General features: G+C 57.3%; 18 protein-coding genes and 1 pseudogene. 12 read left to right on the top strand and 7 right to left on the bottom strand.

Translation table 11 applies throughout. The features are described from left to right. Positions 1–4 precede the first annotated feature (4 nt). A complete protein-coding gene (locus AUC60_RS14340) occupies positions 5–817 on the bottom strand; it encodes an HDOD domain-containing protein (protein ID WP_167384356.1) in 813 nt (270 codons plus the stop codon). A 366-nt stretch (positions 818–1,183) separates the two neighbouring features. On the opposite strand from AUC60_RS14340, the gene AUC60_RS14335 reads away from it, so the two are divergent. Further along, a complete protein-coding gene (locus AUC60_RS14335) occupies positions 1,184–2,380 on the top strand; it encodes a class I SAM-dependent rRNA methyltransferase (RefSeq protein ID WP_087268451.1) in 1,197 nt (398 codons plus the stop codon). A gap of 290 nt (positions 2,381–2,670) precedes the next feature. Here the strand turns inward: AUC60_RS14335 and AUC60_RS28280 are convergent, their stop codons facing one another. After that, positions 2,671–2,802: a hypothetical protein gene (locus AUC60_RS28280; RefSeq protein ID WP_274521394.1), complete on the bottom strand. Its 132-nt coding sequence runs from the start codon at positions 2,800–2,802 to the stop codon at positions 2,671–2,673. A gap of 4 nt (positions 2,803–2,806) precedes the next feature. Here AUC60_RS28280 and AUC60_RS14330 point away from each other — a divergent pair, with 4 nt between their 5' ends. Beyond that, positions 2,807–3,466, top strand: a complete 660-nt coding sequence (locus tag AUC60_RS14330) for a TIGR04211 family SH3 domain-containing protein (RefSeq protein WP_193441865.1) — start codon at positions 2,807–2,809, stop codon at positions 3,464–3,466. A 183-nt stretch (positions 3,467–3,649) separates the two neighbouring features. Here the strand turns inward: AUC60_RS14330 and AUC60_RS14325 are convergent. After that, positions 3,650–4,099 (bottom strand): annotated as a pseudogene (locus AUC60_RS14325) (REP-associated tyrosine transposase); the annotation flags it as partial. 363 nt (positions 4,100–4,462) lie between these two features. Here AUC60_RS14325 and ilvD point away from each other — a divergent pair. Next, on the top strand, positions 4,463–6,310 hold the full coding sequence (gene ilvD / locus AUC60_RS14320; protein ID WP_087268445.1) for a dihydroxy-acid dehydratase: 1,848 nt from the start codon (positions 4,463–4,465) through the stop codon (positions 6,308–6,310). Positions 6,311–6,573: 263 nt separating this feature from the next. Here the strand turns inward: ilvD and AUC60_RS14315 are convergent, their stop codons facing one another. Together AUC60_RS14315 and AUC60_RS14310 are read right to left on the bottom strand one after the other, a co-directional pair. Then, positions 6,574–7,632: an HAD family hydrolase gene (locus AUC60_RS14315; protein ID WP_087268442.1), complete on the bottom strand. Its 1,059-nt coding sequence runs from the start codon at positions 7,630–7,632 to the stop codon at positions 6,574–6,576. Between the two features lie 229 nt (positions 7,633–7,861). Continuing rightward, on the bottom strand, positions 7,862–8,374 hold the full coding sequence (locus AUC60_RS14310) for a dihydrofolate reductase (RefSeq protein WP_087268439.1): 513 nt from the start codon (positions 8,372–8,374) through the stop codon (positions 7,862–7,864). Positions 8,375–8,481: 107 nt separating this feature from the next. Between AUC60_RS14310 and AUC60_RS14305 the strand changes: the two genes are divergently transcribed. The 3 genes from AUC60_RS14305 to AUC60_RS14295 all read left to right on the top strand — a co-directional run bounded on the left by AUC60_RS14305 (position 8,482) and on the right by AUC60_RS14295 (position 11,991). Then, entirely contained in the window at positions 8,482–9,861 is a 1,380-nt protein-coding gene (locus tag AUC60_RS14305; RefSeq protein WP_087268436.1) for a DUF2868 domain-containing protein, read from the top strand. After that, positions 9,854–11,242, top strand: coding sequence for a GTPase/DUF3482 domain-containing protein (locus AUC60_RS14300; protein ID WP_087268433.1), 1,389 nt, complete (start codon positions 9,854–9,856; stop codon positions 11,240–11,242). Before AUC60_RS14305 ends, AUC60_RS14300 begins: the two co-directional genes overlap by 8 nt. A 293-nt stretch (positions 11,243–11,535) precedes the next feature. Beyond that, on the top strand, positions 11,536–11,991 hold the full coding sequence (locus AUC60_RS14295) for a YkgJ family cysteine cluster protein (RefSeq protein ID WP_087268430.1): 456 nt from the start codon (positions 11,536–11,538) through the stop codon (positions 11,989–11,991). Positions 11,992–12,178: 187 nt separating this feature from the next. On the opposite strand, the gene typA is transcribed toward AUC60_RS14295, so the two are convergent. Together typA and thiI are read right to left on the bottom strand one after the other, a co-directional pair. Continuing rightward, complete coding sequence (gene typA / locus AUC60_RS14290; protein ID WP_087268427.1) at positions 12,179–13,999, bottom strand: translational GTPase TypA; 1,821 nt, start codon at positions 13,997–13,999, stop codon at positions 12,179–12,181. Positions 14,000–14,143: 144 nt separating this feature from the next. Further along, on the bottom strand, positions 14,144–15,598 hold the full coding sequence (gene thiI / locus AUC60_RS14285) for a tRNA uracil 4-sulfurtransferase ThiI (protein WP_087268424.1): 1,455 nt from the start codon (positions 15,596–15,598) through the stop codon (positions 14,144–14,146). Positions 15,599–15,932: 334 nt separating this feature from the next. On the opposite strand from thiI, the gene glnA reads away from it, so the two are divergent. From glnA to ntrC, 6 genes are all read left to right on the top strand, one after another. Then, positions 15,933–17,339, top strand: a complete 1,407-nt coding sequence (gene glnA / locus AUC60_RS14275; RefSeq protein ID WP_087268421.1) for a glutamate--ammonia ligase — start codon at positions 15,933–15,935, stop codon at positions 17,337–17,339. A gap of 274 nt (positions 17,340–17,613) precedes the next feature. Further along, positions 17,614–18,180, top strand: coding sequence for a chorismate mutase (locus AUC60_RS14270; protein ID WP_087268417.1), 567 nt, complete (start codon positions 17,614–17,616; stop codon positions 18,178–18,180). A gap of 78 nt (positions 18,181–18,258) precedes the next feature. Then, on the top strand, positions 18,259–18,783 hold the full coding sequence (locus AUC60_RS14265; protein WP_087268414.1) for a DUF4124 domain-containing protein: 525 nt from the start codon (positions 18,259–18,261) through the stop codon (positions 18,781–18,783). Then, positions 18,767–19,414 (top strand): DUF4124 domain-containing protein, encoded by a 648-nt coding sequence (locus tag AUC60_RS14260; protein WP_087268411.1) that lies wholly within the window; start codon positions 18,767–18,769, stop codon positions 19,412–19,414. The genes AUC60_RS14265 and AUC60_RS14260 overlap by 17 nt, the downstream gene beginning before the upstream one ends. Positions 19,415–19,739: 325 nt before the next feature. After that, entirely contained in the window at positions 19,740–20,825 is a 1,086-nt protein-coding gene (glnL, locus tag AUC60_RS14255; protein ID WP_027902132.1) for a nitrogen regulation protein NR(II), read from the top strand. Continuing rightward, positions 20,822–22,258 carry a nitrogen regulation protein NR(I) gene (ntrC, locus tag AUC60_RS14250; RefSeq protein ID WP_027902131.1) on the top strand — a complete coding sequence of 479 codons (1,437 nt, stop codon included), beginning with the start codon at positions 20,822–20,824 and terminating at the stop codon, positions 22,256–22,258. Before glnL ends, ntrC begins: the two co-directional genes overlap by 4 nt. Positions 22,259–22,323: the final 65 nt, after the last annotated feature.

Below are 22,323 nucleotides of genomic sequence, written 5' to 3'. Positions count from 1 at the left end.
GGGATCAGCGCGCGGACAGCTCGCGAATGCTCTCTTTGAGGTTTTCGAAATCGTAGTCGGACAGCCCGACGTAATCGAGAATCAGATGCCCGATGGCGTTCCACTCATGATCTTCATCTTCATTGCCAAGCACTTTGTGTGATGCGCAGATGTGCTCGGCCATTTTCAGCACCGCCAAGAGATTTTTCAGCGGAGCATTGCGGTTGGAGTCGTCCTGAAAAATCGCCAGCGCATTGTGGTGATTGGCGATGGCATTGGTGACATGTTCGGGCAAACGCCAGGACTTGGCAGTGAAATAACCGACAACGGCGTGGTTTGTATCAAACCTCTCGTTCTCGGTATCCACGACACGATGTTCCGCACTTGCATTGGTATAGGCCTGCTCAAGCACGTCCATATAGTCCGGAAAACGCTTGAGCATCAGCGGAATGCCGCAGTCGTGGAACAGACCCAACGCGTAGGATTCATCCACCGTTTGCGAGCCAATGCGCTTGGCCAGCGTCAGGCTGGTCATCGCCACGTCCTGAGTCGAATCCCAGAAACGATTCAACGTCACGATGGTTTCGTCGCTCATTTCGCCCTTGATCGACTGCGCATTGATCAGGTTGATCACTGAGCGAATCCCCAACAGATTGACCGCCTTCTGGATCGAGGCAATCTTGTTGGCAAGTCCATAGTGAGCCGAGTTGACGATTTTCAGCAACGCCCCGGACAGGCCGGGGTCCTGAGAAATCAGCTTTGCAATCACATCAAGATCAGGGTCTGGCATGTACTGCTCCATCTGCAAATCCACCATGATTTGCGGTTGCGGAGGCACACTGATGCCCTGCAGGACTTGCTGAATCTGCTCGGACGTAAGCTCTTCGGACATAGGTAAACACTCAAGGACAGATCTGGATTCTACTCCTTCATACCTGTCGCTTTACAGTCACCGACGCATACGGCAAGCGCTTTAGAGGCGTCAATTAACCCGCTACTGAACCGGCAGCTCTCGCAAGCCGTTAAAAGATATCGAGATGTGAAGCAATTTTCGTCCGTGATGATTCTGTAGAAATTCATTTCAGACGCAAGCCTTGCGCAACTTCCAGAGGGCCATCTAACCACTAGCCGGTTAATTCACATCATCGCGGCCTCTGAATGAAATGACGCGCTATAATCCCGCTCTTTTTTCCGGAGCGACGTCATGTCCCTGCCTAGCTTGCGCCTCAAAGCCAACGCCGACCGTCGCCTGCGCGCCGGCCACTTGTGGGTCTACAGCAACGAAATCGACGTAGCCGCGACCCCACTGCACGGCTTTGCCGCAGGTGATCAAGCCGTGCTGGAAGCCGCAGGCGGCAAACCGCTGGGCATCGTCGCCATGAGCCCGAACAACCTGATCTGCGCCCGCCTGCTGTCGCGGGACGTCAAGTTGCCGCTGGACAAGTCGTTGCTGGTGCATCGCCTGAACGTGGCTTTGTCTCTGCGTGAGCGCCTGTTCGACAAGCCGTTCTACCGTCTGGTGTACGGCGATTCGGACTTGTTGCCGGGTCTGGTTGTTGATCGCTTCGGCGACATTCTGGTGGTCCAGCTGGCTTCCGCCACCATGGAAAACCATAAAGAAGACGTGCTTGCAGCTTTGGTTCAAGTGCTCAAGCCAAGCGGCATTCTGTTCAAGAACGACTCGGCTGCCCGTGATGCAGAAGGCCTGAACCGTTACGTGGAAACGGCATTCGGTCTGGTCCCGGAATGGGTTGCTCTGGAAGAGAACGGCGTGAAGTTCGAAGCGCCGGTCATGGAAGGCCAGAAAACCGGCTGGTTCTACGACCACCGCATGAACCGCGCGCGCATTGCTCCGTACGTCAAAGGCAAACGCGTTCTGGACCTCTACAGCTACATCGGCGGCTGGGGCATTCAGGCGGCAGCGTTCGGCGCAACTGACGTGACCTGCGTCGACGCCTCTGCATTTGCGCTGGACGGTGTAGAACGTAACGCGGCCCTGAACGGCTTTGCGGAAAAGCTAACCTGCATTGAAGGCGACGTGTTTGCTGCGCTGAAAGAACTGAAAGCGGGCGAAGAGCGTTTCGACGTGATCGTTGCCGACCCTCCAGCCTTCATCAAACGAAAGAAAGACCTGAAAAACGGCGAAGCCGGATACCGTCGCCTGAACGAGCAAGCCATGCGTTTGCTCAGCAAGGACGGCATCCTGATCAGCGCGTCGTGCTCGATGCACTTGCCGGAAGATGACCTGCAAAACATCTTGCTGACCAGTGCCCGCCATCTGGATCGCAACATCCAGTTGCTTGAACGCGGCGGCCAAGGCCCGGATCACCCGGTACACCCGGCGATCGCTGAAACGCGCTACATCAAGAGCATCACCTGCCGCTTGCTGCCGAATAGCTAACCGGAAGCGCGTTTGCTTGCTGCAATGGCAGGCAAACTCGGCTTTTTGTAGGAGCCAACTTGTTGGCGAGGCGTAATCATTGCTTACGCAGACCCATGACTCGCCAACAAGTTGGCTCCTACAGGCTCTCCGTTTACATCGCGTCATTGCGTCTATGCAAGACCGTATGCACCTACCGCAAGTCAGAAAACCGTCACCGTCCCACCCTCGCAATGAACCCGAACGATTTCTGACGGTCAGTGTGTGGGGATAAAAAAGGATGGCGTTGCTGGCGTTGAGCCCCAAAAGGCTCATGTATTCCCCTTCTCGCCCATGCCGATCATCCATCGCAGTTGCAGTGCTTTTGCGCTGTAGATCACTGCCCCATCTTTACCGGCCCGACCATCGGCGCCTTTATCTTTCCTTTTATCGAAGATAACCATGTCTATGTCTCGTCATCTTTCAGCATTCATTTCTCGTCTTCCTCGTGTTTTCAACTACCGCACTCTGGGCGCTGGCTTGCTGATTGCCGCTTGCAGCACTGTGCATGCAGCAGAATCCAAACCTAATGATCGCTGGGTCAGTGACAGCCTCAATACTTATGTGCGCAGCGGCCCCACCGACGGCTATCGTATTGTCGGCACCCTCAAGTCCGGCCAGAAGGTTGAATTGATCAGCACCCAAGGCGAGTACAGCCAGGTGCGCGAGGGTGGCAACTCGGTATGGATTCCGACTGCTGACCTGCAGAGTGAGCCCGGCCAGGCTGAGCGCTTGCCGGAACTGACTCAACAGGTGGCCGACCTGAGCGGCCAGCTCAAGACCATCGATGACGGCTGGAAGGTTCGCGTGCAAGGCATGCAGGAAACCCTGGATACCCGTAAAAAGCTGATCGATGAGCTCGAAGCCCGCAGTAAAGGCCTCAACGAGCAACTCACCGCGGCCCAGTCAGAACTGCGCACGACCCAAGCCAAACTCGGCGATGAGAACAACCTCGTCCTGATGCGCTACATGGTCTACGGCGGCAGCATCGCCGGTGCCGGCCTGCTGATCGGCCTGATCATCCCGGCCATGACCCGTGGGCGTAAGAAGAATGATGGTTGGGTTTAACCTGCGTAGCGGCAACTGACGTTATCGCGGGGAATCGCGCTCCTACAGGATCACAACCAAACGCATTATCAACCCTGAATTTTGCGTTGCTGCACATGACGCTATCGCGAGCAAGCTCACTCCTACAGTTGGAATGCGTTCCCCTGTAGGAGTGAGCTTGCTCGCGATGACGGACTCAAAGCCAACAGCATCCCAGAGCGGATAATCCCCAACGCGCCTTACCAGCCTTGCTCTTAGCGGGTTCGCGATGATATAGCGAGCGGCCGTCAGTAAATCCTCGTCATAGCGCAGAGCACGGTCGTGAAATCCTCGTTGCCAAAGCTGTTCGCTACATCCCCTCATACGATTGACCGCAATCGCACTACGGGATTTTGTGCTCTGCATCAACGCTTTCAATGTTCCAGACCTTAGCTCGACAAGCCAATGGAAGTGATCTGGCATGATGACCCAGGCCAGGGAGTTAGCCAGCCCCTGTTCTTGCGCCCATCGAAATTCTTTTACGACTAATCGGCCCAGCCTCCAGTCCACGAAAACAGGCCGTCGGCTCTGAACCACCGATGTAAGTAAATAGGGGCGGCCCGTCTCGGAATATCGCCCCGCCCGTGCTTGTTCACTACGATGCAAATCTGGCAATCCATTGCACTCCGCTGAAAGCTTAAAACGCTAGCCCTTCGGCGCTGATATTGCCGCAAGGTAAGTGATGCCGAATGTATAGGCCCAGGCATTCATCCATAAATCCCCCGCTTAACATCCCTTCTGCCCCTCACAGGTGTAGAATCGCGCTATTCATCGCCAGTCATCCCCGGCGGGTTTATGAGCTCAGGCCGAGCGCACGGCGATCCCGTGGCGTCGGTTTCCCTCGCAGCAAGCGGTCACTGCCGCTGGCTCTGTGAAGACAGGGGACTGTATGAAAAGTCGGCGAGCGCAGCCACTTTACGTACAGAACCAAGAAGCTCACTCCCCCATACTTACCTGATTAGCCGCCCGGAGTGCTCCATGCCTGATTACCGCTCGAAAACGTCCACCCACGGCCGCAACATGGCCGGCGCTCGTGCCTTGTGGCGCGCCACCGGGATGAAGGACGCGGACTTCAAGAAACCGATCATCGCCGTTGCCAACTCGTTCACCCAGTTCGTACCGGGCCACGTCCACCTCAAAGACATGGGCCAACTGGTCGCCCGTGAAATCGAGCGGGCCGGTGGCGTCGCCAAAGAATTCAACACCATCGCCGTGGATGACGGCATCGCCATGGGCCACGACGGCATGCTGTATTCGCTGCCGAGCCGCGAGATCATCGCCGACTCCGTGGAATACATGGTCAACGCCCACTGCGCTGACGCCATTGTCTGCATCTCTAACTGCGACAAGATCACCCCAGGCATGTTGATGGCCGCTTTGCGCCTGAACATCCCGGTTATCTTCGTTTCCGGCGGCCCGATGGAAGCCGGCAAGACCAAGCTCGCCTCCCACGGTCTGGACCTGGTCGATGCCATGGTGATCGCAGCTGACTCGACAGCCAGCGACGAAAAAGTCGCCGAGTACGAGCGCAGCGCCTGCCCGACCTGCGGCTCGTGCTCCGGCATGTTCACCGCCAACTCGATGAACTGCCTGACCGAAGCACTGGGTCTGGCACTGCCGGGCAACGGCTCGACACTGGCGACGCACAGCGACCGTGAGCAACTGTTCCTGCAGGCTGGCCGCACCATCGTCGACCTGTGCCGTCAGTACTACATCGAAAACAACGACGCCGTGCTGCCGCGCAACATCGCCAACTTCAAGGCGTTCGAAAACGCGATGATGCTCGACATCGCCATGGGCGGCTCGACCAACACCATCCTGCACTTGCTGGCAGCCGCTCAGGAAGCCGAGATCGCTTTCGACCTGCGTGACATTGATCGTCTGTCCCGCAAGGTTCCTCAGCTGTGCAAAGTGGCGCCGAACATCCAGAAGTACCACATGGAAGATGTGCACCGCGCAGGCGGTATCTTCAGTATCCTCGGCTCGCTGGCCCGCGGCGGTCTGTTGCACACCGACCTGCCGACCGTCCACAGCCCGTCCATGGCCGAAGCCATCGCCAAATGGGACATCACCCAGACTGACGACGAAGCCGTGCACACGTTCTTCCGTGCAGGCCCGGCCGGTATTCCGACGCAGACGGCGTTCAGCCAGTCGACTCGCTGGGAAACCGTAGATGATGACCGTGAAAACGGCTGCATCCGTAGCTTCGAGCACGCCTATTCACAGGAAGGCGGTCTCGCCGTGCTGTACGGCAATATCGCGCTGGACGGCTGCGTCGTTAAAACCGCAGGCGTTGACGAATCGATCCATGTATTCGAAGGCAACGCCAAGATCTTCGAAAGCCAGGACAGCGCAGTTCGCGGCATCCTCGCTGACGAGGTCAAAGCAGGCGACATCGTGATCATCCGCTACGAAGGCCCGAAAGGCGGCCCGGGCATGCAGGAGATGCTGTACCCGACGTCTTACCTGAAATCCAAAGGTCTGGGCAAAGCGTGTGCATTGCTCACCGACGGCCGTTTCTCGGGGGGTACTTCAGGCCTGTCCATCGGCCATGCGTCGCCGGAAGCAGCCGCTGGCGGCGCGATCGGTCTGGTGCGTGATGGCGACAAGGTGCTGATCGACATCCCGAACCGCTCGATCAACCTGTTGATCGACGACGCAGAAATGGCCGCACGCCGCGCCGAACAAGACCAGAAAGGCTGGAAGCCGGTTGAAGTACGCCCACGTAAAGTGACGACTGCCCTGAAAGCCTACGCTCTGCTTGCCACCAGCGCCGACAAAGGCGCTGTGCGCGACAAGGCGTTGCTGGACAAGCTGGTGCCTTAAGCTTTCTCAGCGACCACAAAAAACCCGGCAGCGATGCCGGGTTTTTTATTACTCACGAACATGTTTCTAAACGAGGGACGCCGACATCCCAGCCACAGCGATTGGCTCGCAAAAAGCATTGGACCTGTAGGAGCTTACGAGCACCGCGAGGCAGCGATAGCGGTGCATCAGACAGAACGCCATCGCTGCCTCGCGTCGCTCGTGAGCTCCTACAGAAAATATTCCAAATCAGATAGTTGTGAGTCTTTTGATAAGCACTCTATTTACTGAATCTCATCCGGCTTGACGATCACCCAGTTCTTGTCCGCCGTCACAGGCAAACCTTCTTTGGCCTGAGCCTCGGCATTGCTTTTGATCATGCCGTTCAACTGGGTCATGTATTTGTCTTTGCGGTTGATCCACAGGTGCACGCCGCCTTTGCTGACGTCTACTCCGTGGAACAGCATGTAGCCATCGCTTGTAGGCGTATCGCCGCCGACCAGCACCGGCTTTTTCCATTGATCGATGTAGGTCAGGATCGCTGCCTGCTTGCCCGCCATCCAGGTCGCAGGCGTCCAGAGATAAGGCGTCAACTCCAGACCGAGGTTAGCCTTCTCGTCGTACTTGCCCGCCGTGATCTGCTTGCGCGCGGTAGTCAGCTCGCCGGTCTTCTTGTCCTTGAGTAGCAGGGTCACGCCAATCACGTTCTGCGGTTTTACGTTGTAGCCGTACTTGGGATCGGAGGCGACCATCCGCACCAGCTCTTCGGATGCGGCTGTCATCACGTAAACCTCAATGCCGTTTTCCATCAGCTTGTTGAACAGCTCTTTCTGGCCGGTGAAGATACGTGGCGGCTCAACGTCGAGCTTCTTGACCACATCGCCATCGTAGTAAGTCGCCGGGATCGGTTTACCCAAGGCCATCAGCTCATCGACATAGCCTTTGAGTTCTTTGAGGGTAAAGCCTGAGAACACCTGAGCGACCCATGGGTAGCAAACCATGTCGTCGACTTCACACAGGCGGTAGTAATAGCTGAACAGGCTTTCCTTGTGGTCAGCCGTGTCCTTGAAAGGCATGAGCTTGAGGGACGGATCGAGTTTCTCTCGGGTGATCAGCCCTTTGCTTTCCATGTACGGCAGCAGCGACTCTTCGAGGTCGAAGCGGTAGCTGGTGTTGTCCATGTCGAAAACCGCGTAATTGCCCTTGTTGGCATTGGCAGCAATCATCGCGTCGAGTGCTTTTGCGGCGGGCTCAGGCCAGTGCTTCAACTCGGTGGCAGCGAACGCCTGCCCGGCCAGACCAAGGCAGAGCGCAGCGGCAAGCAATCGTGGAGCGAACTTCATCGTGGTATCCCCCTGAAAGTTAAGAGGATCGACCGTAACAAATTATGATGACTGATTGGGGATGCCAGCGACTGTGTACGTCCCGAGGGCGTCACACTGGAAGCGATTCGCGACGGAGATTTCCGATTGCGACACTTTTGTGGAGGATTTCAAACCGCTATCGCGAGCAAGCTCACTCCTACAGCTGACCGTATTTTTCTGTAGGAGTGAGCTTGCTCGCGATAGTAATTTAACGGCGCTCCCAAACCTCAAAGCTATACGCAGGCTTGTTATCCACCGCCGGATTCAACACCTCGGACACCAAGGCCCACTCCGCCAGATCAAACTCCGGAAACCACGCGTCGCCTTCGGGACTCAACGCCACACGGGTCAGATACAAACGATCTGCCTGAGCCAGACCCTGGGCGTACAACTGCGCGCCGCCGATCAGCATCACCTCCGCAACGCCCTGCTCCAACGCCCATTCCTCGGCGCGGGCAACAGCGGACTCCAGCGATGTGAAAACCTCGGCGCCCTCCAGTTGCAGGTCCGCCTGACGCGTGACCACCAGATTCAAGCGACCGGGCAGCGGCCGACCCAGCGAATCCCAGGTCTTGCGCCCCATGATGATGGGCTTGCCCAAAGTCGTGGCTTTGAAATATTTGAAATCCCCCGGCAAGTGCCAGGGCATGGAATTGTCGACGCCAATCACTCGGTTCTCACCAAGAGCGGCAATCAGGCTGAGCGGAAGTTGATTTTTCATGGCGGCGAGAATAACAGACGCTGACACTGAATTCGTAGCGGCCGAACTGCTCGAATGTATGGCGCAAAGGTTATGCTCCTTTCCTGATTCATTCGACGAGACGCTGTGTGACTGCTCTGACTCCCCTCGATACCCTCTGGCTGACCGAAGCCGTGCGCCTGCGCGAAGAACAGGCCGGCCCGCTGGAAGACCTTGAAGCCAACCGTCGCGCCCGGGCCAACGGTGGCGACCTGACGAGCCGCGTGCAAAGCCGCGCCCTGTGGCTGGCCGAACGCGACGGCATGCGCGCCGCGCTTCCACACTGGAAACAAGGCGCCCGACTGGCGCTGATCGCACTGGCGATTTTCTCGGTGTTCAGCGGTGCGGGGCTGGCATTCGCGGCACTGGGCGACGGCCAGACTCCGGTCAATGTGTTTTGGGCGCTGGGCAGTCTGCTCGGGCTGAACCTGATTCTGCTGCTCAGTTGGGCGATGAGTTTTGGCGTCGCCGGACAAAACACGGCGAGCCTTGGACGCCTCTGGCTATGGCTCAGTGAAAAACTCGCCCGCGACGCCCAGGCCGCACAGCTCGCCCCCGCGTTGATTGTGCTGTTGCAGCGCCGACGGCTTAATCGATGGGTACTGGGCGCGTTGATCCATGGCTTGTGGCTGCTGGCACTGGTCAGCGCACTGGTGCTGTTACTGCTGCTAATGGCGACGCGACGTTATGGCTTTGTGTGGGAAACCACTATTTTAGGCAGCGACACTTTCGTCAGCCTGACCCAGACGCTCGGCATACTCCCCGCTTTGCTGGGTTTCACTGTCCCGGACGAGTCCATGATCCGCGCCAGCGGCGACAGCGCCGTGGTTGTTGAATCAGGTCGCCAGGCCTGGGCCGCGTGGCTGGTCGGCGTGCTATTGGTTTATGGAATTGTGCCGCGGCTGATTCTTGCGTTGGTCTGCCTGTGGCGCTGGCGCATCGGCCGGGCTGCGCTAAGTCTGGACCTGACCTTGCCCGGTTACAGCCAGCTTCGCGAACGGCTTATGCCCAGCAGCGAACGACTTGGGGTCAGCGACGCAGCGCCAGAGCAACTGCATCAAGTACTGCCCAATGGCGCGGCACAACACAGTGACGGCGCAGTGCTGGTCGCTATCGAGCTGGACGATGAACAGCCCTGGCCGCCTCTATTGCCGCAAGGCGTGGTCGATGCCGGCATTCTCGACAGTCGGGAATCCCGGCAAAAACTGCTCGATCAACTGACCCGCTTTCCACCCGCACGACTGGTTATTGCCTGCGATCCGCGTCGCTCACCTGATCGCGGCAGCCTTGCACTGGTTGCCGAACTGGCTCGCTGTGCAGGCGCAACGCGGGTCTGGTTGCTACCAGCACCCGACGGGCAACATCTGAACCCTGAGCGAGTCGGCGACTGGCAGGCAGCGTTGCAGCAGCTGGATCTAGCGTGGAGCAACAGCGCGCCACTGAACTGGCTGGAGGCAGGCCATGACTGACAAGGACAAGATTCGCCCGCTGAAACTGGCGGTGGTCGGCCACACCAATGTCGGCAAGACCTCGCTACTACGAACGTTGACTCGCGATGTGGGCTTTGGGGAAGTCTCCCACCGGCCAAGCACGACGCGCCATGTAGAAGGTGCGCGGCTGTCCGTGGATGGTCAGGCGCTGCTTGAACTGTACGATACACCAGGCCTGGAAGACGCCATCGCGCTGCTGGATTTTCTCGAACGCCAGGATCGACCGGGCGAGCGCCTGGACGGCCCCGCACGACTGGCGCGCTTTCTGGAAGGCAGCGAGGCGCGGCAGCGCTTTGAGCAGGAAGCCAAAGTCATGCGCCAGTTACTGGCATCCGACGCAGGGCTGTACATCATCGACGCCCGTGAGCCGGTGCTGGCCAAGTACCGTGACGAGTTGACGATTCTGGCCAGCTGCGGCAAACCGCTACTGCCGGTCCTGAATTTTGTCAGCAGCGCGGATCATCGTGAACCCGCGTGGCGTGAGGCGCTTGCACGCCTGGGCCTGCATGCCTTGGTGCGTTTTGACAGCGTTGCACCGCCAGAGGATGGCGAACGGCGCCTGTATGAAAGCCTTGCGCTGCTGCTGGAAAACTCCCGCGATCAACTGGAACGGCTGATTCTGGATCTGGAAGCCCAGCGTGACGCGCGTCAGCAAAGCGCCAGCCGTTTGATCGCGCAGTTGCTTATCGACTGTGCGGCCTGCCGACGCAGCGTTTCCACTGAGTCGGGCCATGAACAACAAGCCATTGATGAACTGCGCAAAGCCGTGCGTCAGCGTGAACAGCGCTGCGTGGAGGAACTGCTCAAGCTTTACGCGTTTCGCGTTCAGGACGCTGCGGCCGGTGATCTGCCCTTGCTGGACGGGCGTTGGGGCGACGACTTGTTCAATCCCGAAACCCTCAAGCAATTGGGCGTACGAGTCGGCGGCGGGATTGCGGCAGGCGCGGCAGCGGGTGCGGGAGTCGATTTGCTGGTGGGTGGCATCACCATGGGCGCGGCGGCCTTGGCCGGGGCTATAGCGGGCGGGGCACTACAGACGGTGCGCAGCTACGGCGGGCGGTTGCTCGGCAAACTCAAAGGCCAGCGCGAACTGACGGTGGACGATGCGGTGTTGCGGCTGCTAGCGCTGCGTCAGCGTCATTTGCTGATGGCCTTGGCCGCACGAGGCCATGCCGCCATGGACAGCATTCAGCTGAGCACTCCGCAGGACAAAACCTGGCGCGAGGGTAAACTGCCTGAAGCTCTGCATAAGGCCCGTGCTCATCCGCAATGGTCGTCGCTGAATCCTGGGGCGAAGCTGAGTCAGGCCGAGCGCCAGGAGCAGATTGAAGAATTGGCGAAAGTGTTGGTAAAAACCTGACTGTATGAATGCTTGGGGATCACACCGCGAACCCTGCCCCCCACAGGAACCACTAAGGACGTGGGACCGGCTTTAGCCGGGAAGAGGCCAGCTCATTCACTACATCTTTATCGTCAGGAATGCCGCCTTCCCGGCTAAAGCCGGTCCCACGTCAACTTGCAGACATAGAATCTCCCACAGAGGTGCAGCGCCGTTTGCAAATGTCCGGCAGTCGCATTCGTGATTTTTGATTACTCGATTTCCCCGGACACCGGTATCATCGCGCGCCCGATACACCCGGAACCGTATTGCTCATGAAACCGACCTTGATCGCCGCCGCAGAAATCGACCGTATCGATACCTGGGCCAAATACTCCAGTCACATGTGCGGAGGCTGCATTTCCAGCTGCTGCACGCTGCCTGTGGAAGTGAAGATCAAGGACTTGATCCGCATCGGCATCGTCGATGAATTCGAACGGGGCGAACCGGCGAAGAACATCGCCAAGCGTTTGCAGAAGGAAGGGATCGTCGAGCGTTACAACCAGAAGTCAGAAATCTTCACCTTGCAGCGCATGAGCAACAATGACTGCCTGTATCTGGACCGCAAGAGCCGCTTGTGCACCATCTACGACAAACGTCCGGACACGTGCCGCAACCACCCCAAGGTTGGCCCGCGTCCCGGCTACTGCGCTTACAAGCCTAAAGATGTGGTTCGCCAGGCGAGCGGCACGCTGAAGAACAACACCAGCACGCCGTTTCCGAAGTTCTAAGGGAGTACAGGCGCGAATCCTGGTAGGAGCGAACTTGTTCGCGAGGCGACATTTCTGATCAAGCAGGACCGAAGCCTCGCCAACAAGTTGGCTCCTACCAAGACAAGTGCTGGTCCCGCACCACACAAACAAAAACGCCCCCGACCTTGCGGTCGGGGGCGTTTTTTCAAGCCTGATTAAAAACTAATCAGTTCTTGGCTTTCTTGGCAGCGCGGGTACGCTCGCTTTCGTCCAGGATCTTCTTGCGAAGACGGATGGACTTAGGAGTTACTTCGCACAGCTCGTCGTCCTGGATGAATTCCAGAGCCTGTTCAAGGGTGAACTTGACAGGTGGAACCAGAGCGATGGTCTCGTCTTTACCCGAAGCACGCATGTTGTCGAGCTTCTTGCCTTTGGTTGGGTTAACACCCAGGTCGTTGTCGCGGCTGTTCAAGCCAACGATTTGACCACCGTAGATTTCCTGACCGTGCTCAACGAACAGCTTGCCGCGAGCCTGCAGGGTTTCCAGGGAGTAAGTCAGAGCCTTGCCGGTTTCAACCGAAACCAGAACGCCGTTCTGACGGCCGGACATGTCGCCGGACTTCATCACGTCGTAACGGTCGAAGATCGAAGTCAGGATGCCAGCACCGGAGGTGAGGGTCAGGAACTCGTTACGGAAACCGATCAGACCACGAGCCGGGATGTTGTACTCGAGACGTACACGGCCTTTGCCATCCGGAACCATGTTGGTCAGGTCGCCTTTACGCAGACCCATTTGCTCCATGATCGCGCCTTGCGCTTCTTCAGGCAGGTCGATGGTCACGTTTTCGTACGGTTCGTGCTTCACGTCACCTACGCGACGGATGATCACTTCCGGACGGCCTACGGCCATTTCGAAGCCTTCGCGACGCATGGTTTCGATCAGAACCGAAAGGTGCAGCTCACCACGACCGGAAACCTTGAACTTGTCAGCCGAGTCGCCTTCTTCAACGCGCAGAGCAACGTTGTACAGCAGCTCTTTGTCCAGACGTTCCTTGATGTTACGGCTGGTGACGAACTTGCCTTCTTTACCGCAGAAAGGCGAATCGTTTACCTGGAAGGTCATGGAAACGGTTGGCTCGTCAACGGTCAGTGGCTTCATCGCCTCAACGTTGTTTGGATCGCAAAGCGTGTCGGAGATGAACAGCTCTTCGAAGCCGCTGATGCAGACGATGTCGCCCGCTGCTGCTTCTTCAACGTCGATGCGGTGCAGACCGTGGTGACCCATCAGCTTCAGGATACGGCCATTGCGCTTTTTGCCATCAACGTCGATAGCCACAACCGGAGTGTTCGGCTTGACGCGACCACGAGCGATACGGCCAACGCCGATAACACCCAGGAAGCTGTTGTAGTCCAGAGCAGAGATCTGCATCTGGAAAGGACCGTCACGGTCAACAGCCGGCGCAGGTACGTTGTCGACGATCGACTGGTACAGCGGGGTCATGTCTTCAGCCATGTCGGTGTGGTCCAGACCGGCAATACCGTTCAGGGCCGAGGCGTAAACAACTTTGAAGTCCAGCTGTTCTTCGGTAGCACCCAGGTTGTCGAACAGGTCGAAGATCTGGTCCAGAACCCAGTCCGGACGCGCGCCTGGACGGTCAACCTTGTTGATGACCACGATCGGACGCAGGCCGGCTTCGAAAGCCTTCTTGGTCACGAAACGGGTTTGCGGCATAGGGCCGTCTTGAGCGTCAACCAGCAGCAGCACGGAGTCAACCATCGACATTACGCGCTCAACTTCACCACCGAAGTCGGCGTGGCCCGGGGTGTCCACGATGTTGATGTGGTAGCCGTTCCAGTTGATGGCGGTGTTTTTCGCCAGAATGGTAATACCGCGCTCTTTCTCCTGGTCGTTGGAGTCCATCACGCGCTCGTCGTTGAGCTCGTTACGCTCCAGAGTGCCGGATTGACGCAAGAGTTTGTCTACCAGGGTGGTTTTACCGTGGTCAACGTGAGCAATGATGGCGATGTTGCGTAGATTTTCGATCACTTGTGTATCTCGATCAGAGGATTCGGTTAGCTGAATACTGCTAAACAGCTATTTATAACGTCAGAGTCGGCCAAAGCCGTTACGGCTAGACGACTGGCGTCGGGGGGCCGGTGACGCAAGCCACAGGCAAACAGCCCCGGGCACTTAGCTCGGTCTATAAACGCGCACATTGGCATACCCCTCACTGAGCAAATGGTGAGCATGCAGGCGACTCATGACGCCTTTGTCGCAATACAACAGGTACTGGCGCGTGTTATCCAGTTCCTTGAAGCGGCTGTTCAGTGCATAGAACGGCAGCGCCTGTATTTCAATGCCAGGCAATACCAGCGGCTGATCTTCCTGGGCATCCGGGTGACGGATGTCGACGATGACCTGCCCTGCCAGTGCCTGACTGACTTCTTCTATCTCGACACTCTGGCTCAGATCGTCAATCACTCGATCGATCGAAACCAGTTTGGCGTTCTCCAGCGCTCGCTCGAGAACCGCCATGTCGAACTGTTGCTCTTCGTACTCAACGCGGTTGCGCTTTGCGTTGGTCTTGGGGTTGATCGAAATCACCCCGCAATACTCAGGCATGTGCCGGGCGAAATCGGCAGTACCAATTTCAACCGCCTGATCGACGATATCCTGCTTGTGGCTGGTGATCAGCGGACGCAAGACAAGCTTGTCAGTCGCGGCGTCAATCAACGACAGGTTCGGCAACGTCTGGCTGGCAACCTGTGAAATCGCTTCGCCGGTAACCAGCACATCGATATCAAGACGGTCAGCGATAGAGGATGCAGCGCGTAACATCATACGCTTCAAAACTACACCCATATGACTGTTATCGACTTTCTGCAGGATTTCTCCGAGAACTTCCTCGAAAGGCACGCTGATAAACAGCACGCGCTGGGAGCTGCCGTACTTCTTCCAGATGAAATGCGCGACTTCCATCACGCCCAGTTCATGTGCACGACCGCCCAGATTGAAGAAGCAAAAATGCGCCATCAGCCCGCGACGCATGACCTGATAGGCCGCCACCGTCGAATCGAAACCGCCGGACATCAATACCAGGGTCTGTTCCAGGGCGCCTAACGGGTATCCGCCGACACTGTTGTGCTGGCTGTGGATCACGAATAACCGTTTGTCGCGAATTTCCATTCGCACCACGATTTCCGGCTTTTTCAGCTCGATACCAGCCGCACCGCACTGCTTGCGCAGCTGGCTGCCGACGTATTTTTCGACATCCATAGAGCTGAATGCATGCTTGCCCGCCCGCTTGCAGCGCACTGAAAACATCTTGCCCGGCAGCAAGTCGGCGTAGTGCAGTTTGCACTTCGCGACAATGTCGTCCATGTCGCCCAGCGGGTATTCGGCCACCTGAAGGAAATTGGCGATGCCCGGCATGCAGCTCAGGCGATCGGTCATGTCCTGCAGGGCCTTGGGGTCGGTCAGTTTCGTCTGAACCTCGAGGTTGTCCCACGAGCCATCCACCACCAGCACCGGATCCAGATCACGGAGCACGGTACGGATGTTCTTGGCCAGCTGGCGGATGAATTGCTTACGCACCGGCGGGCTTTTGATGATGATCTCGGGGAAGACTTTTACGATTAGTTTCATGAAAACAGCGCGCGAGGTGCCAGCCGAAAAAGAGGGGGCGGGATTATAGCGGAAATTGCTCAAGGTTTAACCAGTTATCGTGCAACCAATCATCGACGCACCAAAAAAGACCTTACGCACAATATCGAGCATCATTAAGGTGCACCAAATTTTCAAATAACCGTTTTTTATCCCGAAATAGCGAGCGTTTGGGGCATAAAACCCAACTCGGGGCACTGGCATGCAATTTGCTCCCTTGTGAGGCAGGTTGCCTTGGCAGAGTATCTGCGCCGGCATCACCCAAATTCTAAGGGCCCAAACCATTAAATAGGCCCGAAGCCACCCGGAGGACACCATGTCGAAGTCGGTTCAACTCATCAAAGATCATGACGTTAAGTGGATTGATCTGCGCTTCACGGACACTAAAGGTACACAGCACCACGTGACCATGCCGGCTCGCGATGCGCTGGAAGACGACTTCTTTGAAGTCGGCAAGATGTTCGACGGTTCCTCCATCTCTGGCTGGAAAGGCATCGAAGCCTCCGACATGATCCTGCTGCCGGACGATGAAACCGCAGTACTGGACCCGTTCACCGAAGAGCCAACCCTGATCCTGGTTTGCGACATCATCGAACCTTCGACCATGCAAGGTTACGATCGCGACCCACGCGCTATTGCTCACCGCGCTGAGGAATACCTGAAGTCGACCGGTATCGGTGACACGGTATTCGCCGGCCCAGAGCCAGAATTCTTCATCTTCGACGAAGTGAAATTCAAATCCGACATCTCCGGTTCCATGTTCAAGATCTACTCCGAACAAGGTTCGTGGATGTCCGACGCCGACATCGAAGGCGGTAACAAGGGCCACCGTCCAGGCATCAAAGGCGGTTACTTCCCGGTTCCACCATTCGACCATGACCACGAAATCCGCACCGCAATGTGCAACGCTCTGGAAGAAATGGGCCAGACCGTAGAAGTTCACCACCACGAAGTGGCAACTGCTGGCCAGAACGAAATCGGCGTTAAATTCAACACGCTGGTTAAAAAGGCTGACGAAGTTCAGACCCTGAAGTACGTTGTTCACAACGTTGCTGACGCTTACGGCCGCACCGCTACTTTCATGCCTAAGCCGCTGTACGGCGATAACGGTTCGGGTATGCACGTTCACATGTCCATCTCCAAAGATGGCAAGAACACCTTCGCAGGCGAAGGCTATGCCGGCCTGTCCGATACCGCTCTGTACTTCATCGGCGGCATCATCAAGCACGGTAAAGCACTGAACGGCTTCACCAACCCTGCTACCAACTCCTACAAGCGTCTGGTTCCAGGCTTCGAAGCTCCAGTAATGCTGGCGTACTCGGCTCGTAACCGCTCCGCTTCGATCCGTATTCCTTACGTCAACAGCCCTAAAGGCCGTCGTATCGAAGCTCGCTTCCCGGATCCAGCAGCCAACCCGTACCTGGCTTTCGCAGCACTGCTGATGGCTGGCCTGGACGGTATCCAGAACAAGATCCACCCTGGCGACGCAGCTGACAAAAACCTGTATGACCTGCCGCCTGAAGAGGCCAAAGAGATCCCACAAGTTTGCGGCAGCCTGAAAGAAGCCCTGGAAGAGCTGGACAAAGGTCGTGCGTTCCTGACCAAAGGCGGCGTTTTCAGCGACGACTTCATCGACGCTTATATCGCTCTGAAAAGCGAAGAAGAAATCAAAGTACGTACCTTCGTACACCCACTGGAATACGAGCTGTACTACAGCTGCTAATCCAGTCGCGTCAGCAACTTTGACGCACCAAAGAGGCCTCCTTCGGGAGGCCTTTTTTATGGGCGGGATTTAATAGCCGGTAAATAGTTGTTGCCTGAAGCGCTGTGCGCGAGTGCATGCTGTCGTATCGCGAACGCCGCCCCTGTAAGAGCGCACGAGCACCGCGAGGCGCGATAGCAGTGCATCAGACAGAACGCTATCGCGGCCTCGCGGTGCTCGTGCGCTCCTACAGATTCAGCACCAATGCCCCGATCAACATAAGAGAAGAAGAGATATGTGCAATCCAACACGCTTGCTTTTCCTCTGCGCAGTGCTCACCAGCCTGACCGCCTGCGCAGGCGCACCCCAGACCTCAACCGCCCCTGCGCCGCTGGCACCTTTGCTGGCAACAATCAGCGAACGCCTTGCCGTCGCAGATCAGGTTGCGCTGACCAAATGGGACAGCGGGAAACCGATTCAGGACAGCTCTCGCGAAGCACAGGTCATCGCCGCAGCAGCAAAGCTCGCCCCGACCTATAGCCTGGACGCACAGGAAGTCAGCCAATTCCTCGCCGCGCAGATTGAAGCGAACAAGCTGGTGCAGTACGCACTTCTTGCCAAATGGCACGAGACCGGCAAGGCGCCAGACACACCAAGGCCGGATCTGGTCGGGCAAATTCGCCCGCATCTGGACCAACTGCAAACGCGGCTGCTGCGTGAATACTCAGCCTTTGCGATGTATCGCCAGGATCCAGAATGCCCAAACTGGCTGATTCAACAGTCCCGTCTGCAAGCAAAGGATCCCATTCATGATCTGGCGCTGACACGCGCAGTGGGCGAGCTGTGCATAATCCGTAAATGATCGTAAGCCGCTCAGGCTGATTTATGTTCTATGCTGCGCCCATAACACTGCCAACCGCATCAAAGCCACGGAGCCTGCATGCGCCGAAGTCTCATCTGTCTGCTGCTGTTGATCGCTTTGCCCGCAGCGGCGCAGATCTATAAATACACCGACGCAAACGGTAATACCGCGTTCAGTAATCAGCCACCTGACGGGGTCAAGGCCAAGGTAGTGGAATTGCCGCCACTCAACAGCGTCGACACCCAGAAAATGGCCACCCCTGTGACGCCAGCGCAAACCCCACCGGCCCCGGCTCAGGCACAAACCGGCTACCAAACCCTTGAGCTGACTGACCTGCCTGCAGACGAAGCATTACGCGCCAACAATGGCACCTTCACCGTGGGCGTAGCGATAAAGCCAAGGCTGATACAGGGGCATCTGCTGCAATTACTGGTCGACGGCAACCTTTATGGCCAACCCGGTAATGTGCCGCGCCTGCAAGTGGTCAACATTGAGCGCGGCGAACACAGCTTTGCGGTCGTGGTGCTGGATAAAGGCCGCATCATCCAGCAGAGTCCGACCATTACCCTGACGGTGCAGCGCGTTCATGTCGGCAAACCTTAAATCCCCAGGACTGCTCAGCGCGCTGTTTTGCCTGCTGATCACGCTGCCCGCTTTAGCATTGGCGGAGGTTTACACCTACACAGACGCCGAAGGTAATCGGGTTTTCACCGATCAGCCTCACAAGAACGCCAAGCGCGTGGAGATCCTGCCCAGCAACAACACCAGCGGATCGCCACCAAAACGTACCGTCCACCAAAGCGCGCCACCCAAGGCAAAACCCAAGGCGATATTTCGTTACGACTTGCTAAGGATTCTGGTGCCAGAACCGGACGCGACAGTGCGCAGCGCTCCAGGCGAACTGATTGTCACCGTCACCAGCGACCCAGCCCTGCAGCCCGGTCATAGCTATCGACTCCTGGTAGATGGCAAGCCTTACGCCCAGGCCGGACGCAGCCCTGTGTTTCCGTTAACGAATGTTGATCGAGGCACTCATCAGCTTGCGGTAGAGATTCTCGATGAAGCAGGACGCGTGCTGGAAAAGACACCTAACCAGCCCTTCCATATGCTGCGCATTTCACTGGCGCAAAAGCGCACGGCCAATCCCTGCAAAACCGCCGAATACGGCGTGCGCCCCGAGTGCCCTCTGAAAGACAAGCCAGAAGAAGAAAGCAGCATCCTGCCTTTCTTTTGATTCACCCCCCGCCCTCCGAACACCAAAGCCCTATATTGGTGCAAGATATTACGAGTCGACAGCAAGTCGAGCCCATTTTGGGTCGAAAACAACCCAAACCAATGAACCAATCAAACGCACTGTCCAAAAAAAGCCCGATTTTGCAGATTAAACGCTTCTTTTCGGAGCCTTGGTTTGGTTTTTGCAACTTGGCCATAACAGCATCTTTATCTGCACTGGATACAAACGTATCAGTGGCGTTACCCACGCTGGAGAAGACCAACCAGCGCCTGTGATCCGAGGCTCGCCTGGAATCGCAATGAGCCAAAAGAGGTCAACGACTTTAATGACTATCAGCGACGCGCTGCACCGTTTGTTACTCGACAACCTGACCACTGCCACCATTCTGCTCAATGCTGATCTGCGCCTTGAGTACATGAACCCGGCAGCGGAAATGCTGCTGGCCATCAGCGGTCAGCGCAGCCATGGGCAATTCATCAGCGAGCTGTTTACTGAGTCGGCAGAAGCCCTGAGTTCCCTGCGTCAGGCGGTAGAACAAGCGCACCCGTTCACCAAGCGTGAAGCCATGCTCACTGCCCTCACAGGTCAGACTCTGACTGTTGATTACGCTGTGACCCCCATCCTCAGCCAGGGCGAGACCTTGCTGTTGCTGGAGGTCCACCCGCGTGACCGCTTGCTACGCATCACCAAAGAAGAAGCCCAGTTGTCCAAGCAGGAAACCACCAAAATGCTGGTGCGTGGCCTCGCTCACGAAATAAAGAATCCGCTAGGCGGCATTCGCGGCGCAGCGCAATTGCTGGCCCGCGAGCTGCCTGAAGAGAGCTTGAAGGACTACACCAACGTCATCATCGAGGAAGCCGACCGCCTGAGAAATCTGGTGGATCGTATGCTCGGATCGAACAAGCTGCCTTCACTGGCCATGACCAACGTGCACGAAGTGCTCGAACGCGTCTGCAGTCTGGTCGAAGCAGAAAGCCAAGGGTGCATCACTCTGGTGCGCGACTATGATCCAAGTATTCCCGACGTATTGATCGACCGCGAACAAATGATCCAGGCCGTGCTCAATATCGTGCGTAACGCGATGCAAGCCATCAGCAGTCAAAACGAACTGCGCCTTGGCCGGATAAGCCTGCGCACCCGTGCGATGCGTCAGTTCACCATCGGCCATGTGCGTCACCGGCTGGTCAGCAAAATCGAAATCATCGACAACGGCCCCGGTATTCCGGCCGAGCTTCAGGAAACCATTTTCTACCCGATGGTCAGCGGCCGCCCTGACGGCACTGGGCTCGGCCTTGCGATAACGCAGAACATCATTAGTCAGCACCAGGGGCTGATCGAGTGTGACAGCCATCCTGGCCACACCACCTTCTCGATATTCCTGCCGCTGGAACAAGGAGCAGCTTCGACATGAGCCGTAGTGAAACTGTCTGGATCGTAGATGACGATCGTTCCATTCGTTGGGTTCTGGAAAAGGCCTTACAGCAAGAAGGCATGACCACACAAAGTTTCGATAGCGCCGATGGCGTGATGAGCCGCCTGGCTCGTCAGCAACCGGACGTGATTATCTCTGACATCCGCATGCCGGGCGCCAGTGGTCTGGACCTGCTGGCGCGTATTCGCGAACAGCATCCGCGCCTGCCGGTCATCATCATGACCGCCCACTCGGACCTGGACAGCGCTGTTGCCTCTTATCAAGGCGGCGCGTTCGAATACCTGCCAAAACCATTTGACGTCGATGAAGCCGTTTCCCTGGTCAAGCGTGCCAACCTGCACGCTCAAGAACAGCAAGGCATGGACGTTGCGCCAACGCTGACCCGCACACCTGAAATCATTGGCGAAGCGCCAGCGATGCAGGAAGTGTTTCGGGCCATCGGCCGCCTGAGCCACTCCAACATCACCGTGCTGATCAACGGCGAGTCGGGCACCGGTAAAGAACTGGTTGCCCACGCCCTGCACCGCCACAGCCCACGTTCGGCATCGCCATTCATAGCGCTGAATATGGCTGCGATTCCGAAAGACTTGATGGAATCGGAACTGTTCGGCCACGAAAAAGGCGCGTTCACCGGCGCAGCAAACCTGCGTCGCGGTCGCTTTGAACAAGCGGACGGCGGCACCCTGTTCCTCGACGAAATCGGCGACATGCCTGCCGACACCCAAACCCGTCTGCTGCGGGTTCTGGCTGACGGCGAGTTCTATCGCGTGGGCGGCCACACGCCGGTCAAAGTCGACGTGCGTATCATCGCGGCGACTCACCAGAATCTGGAAACCCTGGTGCAGGCTGGCAAATTCCGGGAAGACTTGTTTCACCGCCTGAACGTGATCCGCATCCACATCCCGCGCATGTCGGATCGTCGTGAAGACATTCCGACACTGGCCAAGCACTTCCTCAGCCGTGCGGCTCAGGAGCTTGCGGTCGAACCGAAACTGCTCAAAGCGGAAACCGAGGAATACCTCAAACACCTGCCTTGGCCGGGTAACGTGCGCCAGCTGGAAAATACCTGTCGCTGGATCACCGTCATGGCATCCGGCCGTGAAGTGCACATCAGCGACTTGCCACCCGAGCTGCTGAGCTTGCCGCAAGATGCAGCGCCAGTGACCAACTGGGAACAGGCGCTGCGCCAATGGGCCGATCAGGCGCTGGCACGCGGTCAATCCAGCCTGCTGGACAGCGCCGTGCCGACCTTCGAGCGCATCATGATCGAAACCGCCCTCAAGCATACCGCTGGCCGTCGTCGCGACGCCGCGGTTCTGCTGGGCTGGGGCCGCAACACCTTGACTCGCAAGATCAAGGAGCTGGGCATGAAGATCGATGGTGGTGACGATGACGAGGGCGATGAAGGCTGATTAAAGCCTTCACCAAAGAGCCCAGGGTTGCGTATGCAGCCCTGGGCTTTTTATTGCCTTGCAGG

Origin of the sequence: Pseudomonas caspiana, from assembly GCF_002158995.1 — a bacterium.
Lineage (GTDB): Bacteria > Pseudomonadota > Gammaproteobacteria > Pseudomonadales > Pseudomonadaceae > Aquipseudomonas > Aquipseudomonas caspiana.
Note: the sequence above shows the minus strand (reverse complement) of the source record. Positions and strands in the feature narration are given on the sequence as shown.

Excerpts from the sequence above, each read along its gene's own strand:
- AUC60_RS14335 (WP_087268451.1), top strand. The coding sequence starts at position 1,184 with ATGTCCCTGCCTAGCTTGCGCCTCAAAGCCAACGCCGACCGTCGCCTG.
- AUC60_RS28280 (WP_274521394.1), bottom strand. The coding sequence starts at position 2,802 with ATGGTTATCTTCGATAAAAGGAAAGATAAAGGCGCCGATGGTCGGGCC.
- AUC60_RS14330 (WP_193441865.1), top strand. The coding sequence starts at position 2,807 with ATGTCTCGTCATCTTTCAGCATTCATTTCTCGTCTTCCTCGTGTTTTC.
- ilvD (WP_087268445.1), top strand. The coding sequence starts at position 4,463 with ATGCCTGATTACCGCTCGAAAACGTCCACCCACGGCCGCAACATGGCC.
- AUC60_RS14315 (WP_087268442.1), bottom strand. The coding sequence starts at position 7,632 with ATGAAGTTCGCTCCACGATTGCTTGCCGCTGCGCTCTGCCTTGGTCTG.
- AUC60_RS14310 (WP_087268439.1), bottom strand. The coding sequence starts at position 8,374 with ATGAAAAATCAACTTCCGCTCAGCCTGATTGCCGCTCTTGGTGAGAAC.
- AUC60_RS14300 (WP_087268433.1), top strand. The coding sequence starts at position 9,854 with ATGACTGACAAGGACAAGATTCGCCCGCTGAAACTGGCGGTGGTCGGC.
- AUC60_RS14295 (WP_087268430.1), top strand. The coding sequence starts at position 11,536 with ATGAAACCGACCTTGATCGCCGCCGCAGAAATCGACCGTATCGATACC.
- thiI (WP_087268424.1), bottom strand. The coding sequence starts at position 15,598 with ATGAAACTAATCGTAAAAGTCTTCCCCGAGATCATCATCAAAAGCCCG.
- glnA (WP_087268421.1), top strand. The coding sequence starts at position 15,933 with ATGTCGAAGTCGGTTCAACTCATCAAAGATCATGACGTTAAGTGGATT.
- AUC60_RS14270 (WP_087268417.1), top strand. The coding sequence starts at position 17,614 with ATGTGCAATCCAACACGCTTGCTTTTCCTCTGCGCAGTGCTCACCAGC.
- AUC60_RS14265 (WP_087268414.1), top strand. The coding sequence starts at position 18,259 with ATGCGCCGAAGTCTCATCTGTCTGCTGCTGTTGATCGCTTTGCCCGCA.
- AUC60_RS14260 (WP_087268411.1), top strand. The coding sequence starts at position 18,767 with ATGTCGGCAAACCTTAAATCCCCAGGACTGCTCAGCGCGCTGTTTTGC.
- glnL (WP_027902132.1), top strand. The coding sequence starts at position 19,740 with ATGACTATCAGCGACGCGCTGCACCGTTTGTTACTCGACAACCTGACC.
- ntrC (WP_027902131.1), top strand. The coding sequence starts at position 20,822 with ATGAGCCGTAGTGAAACTGTCTGGATCGTAGATGACGATCGTTCCATT.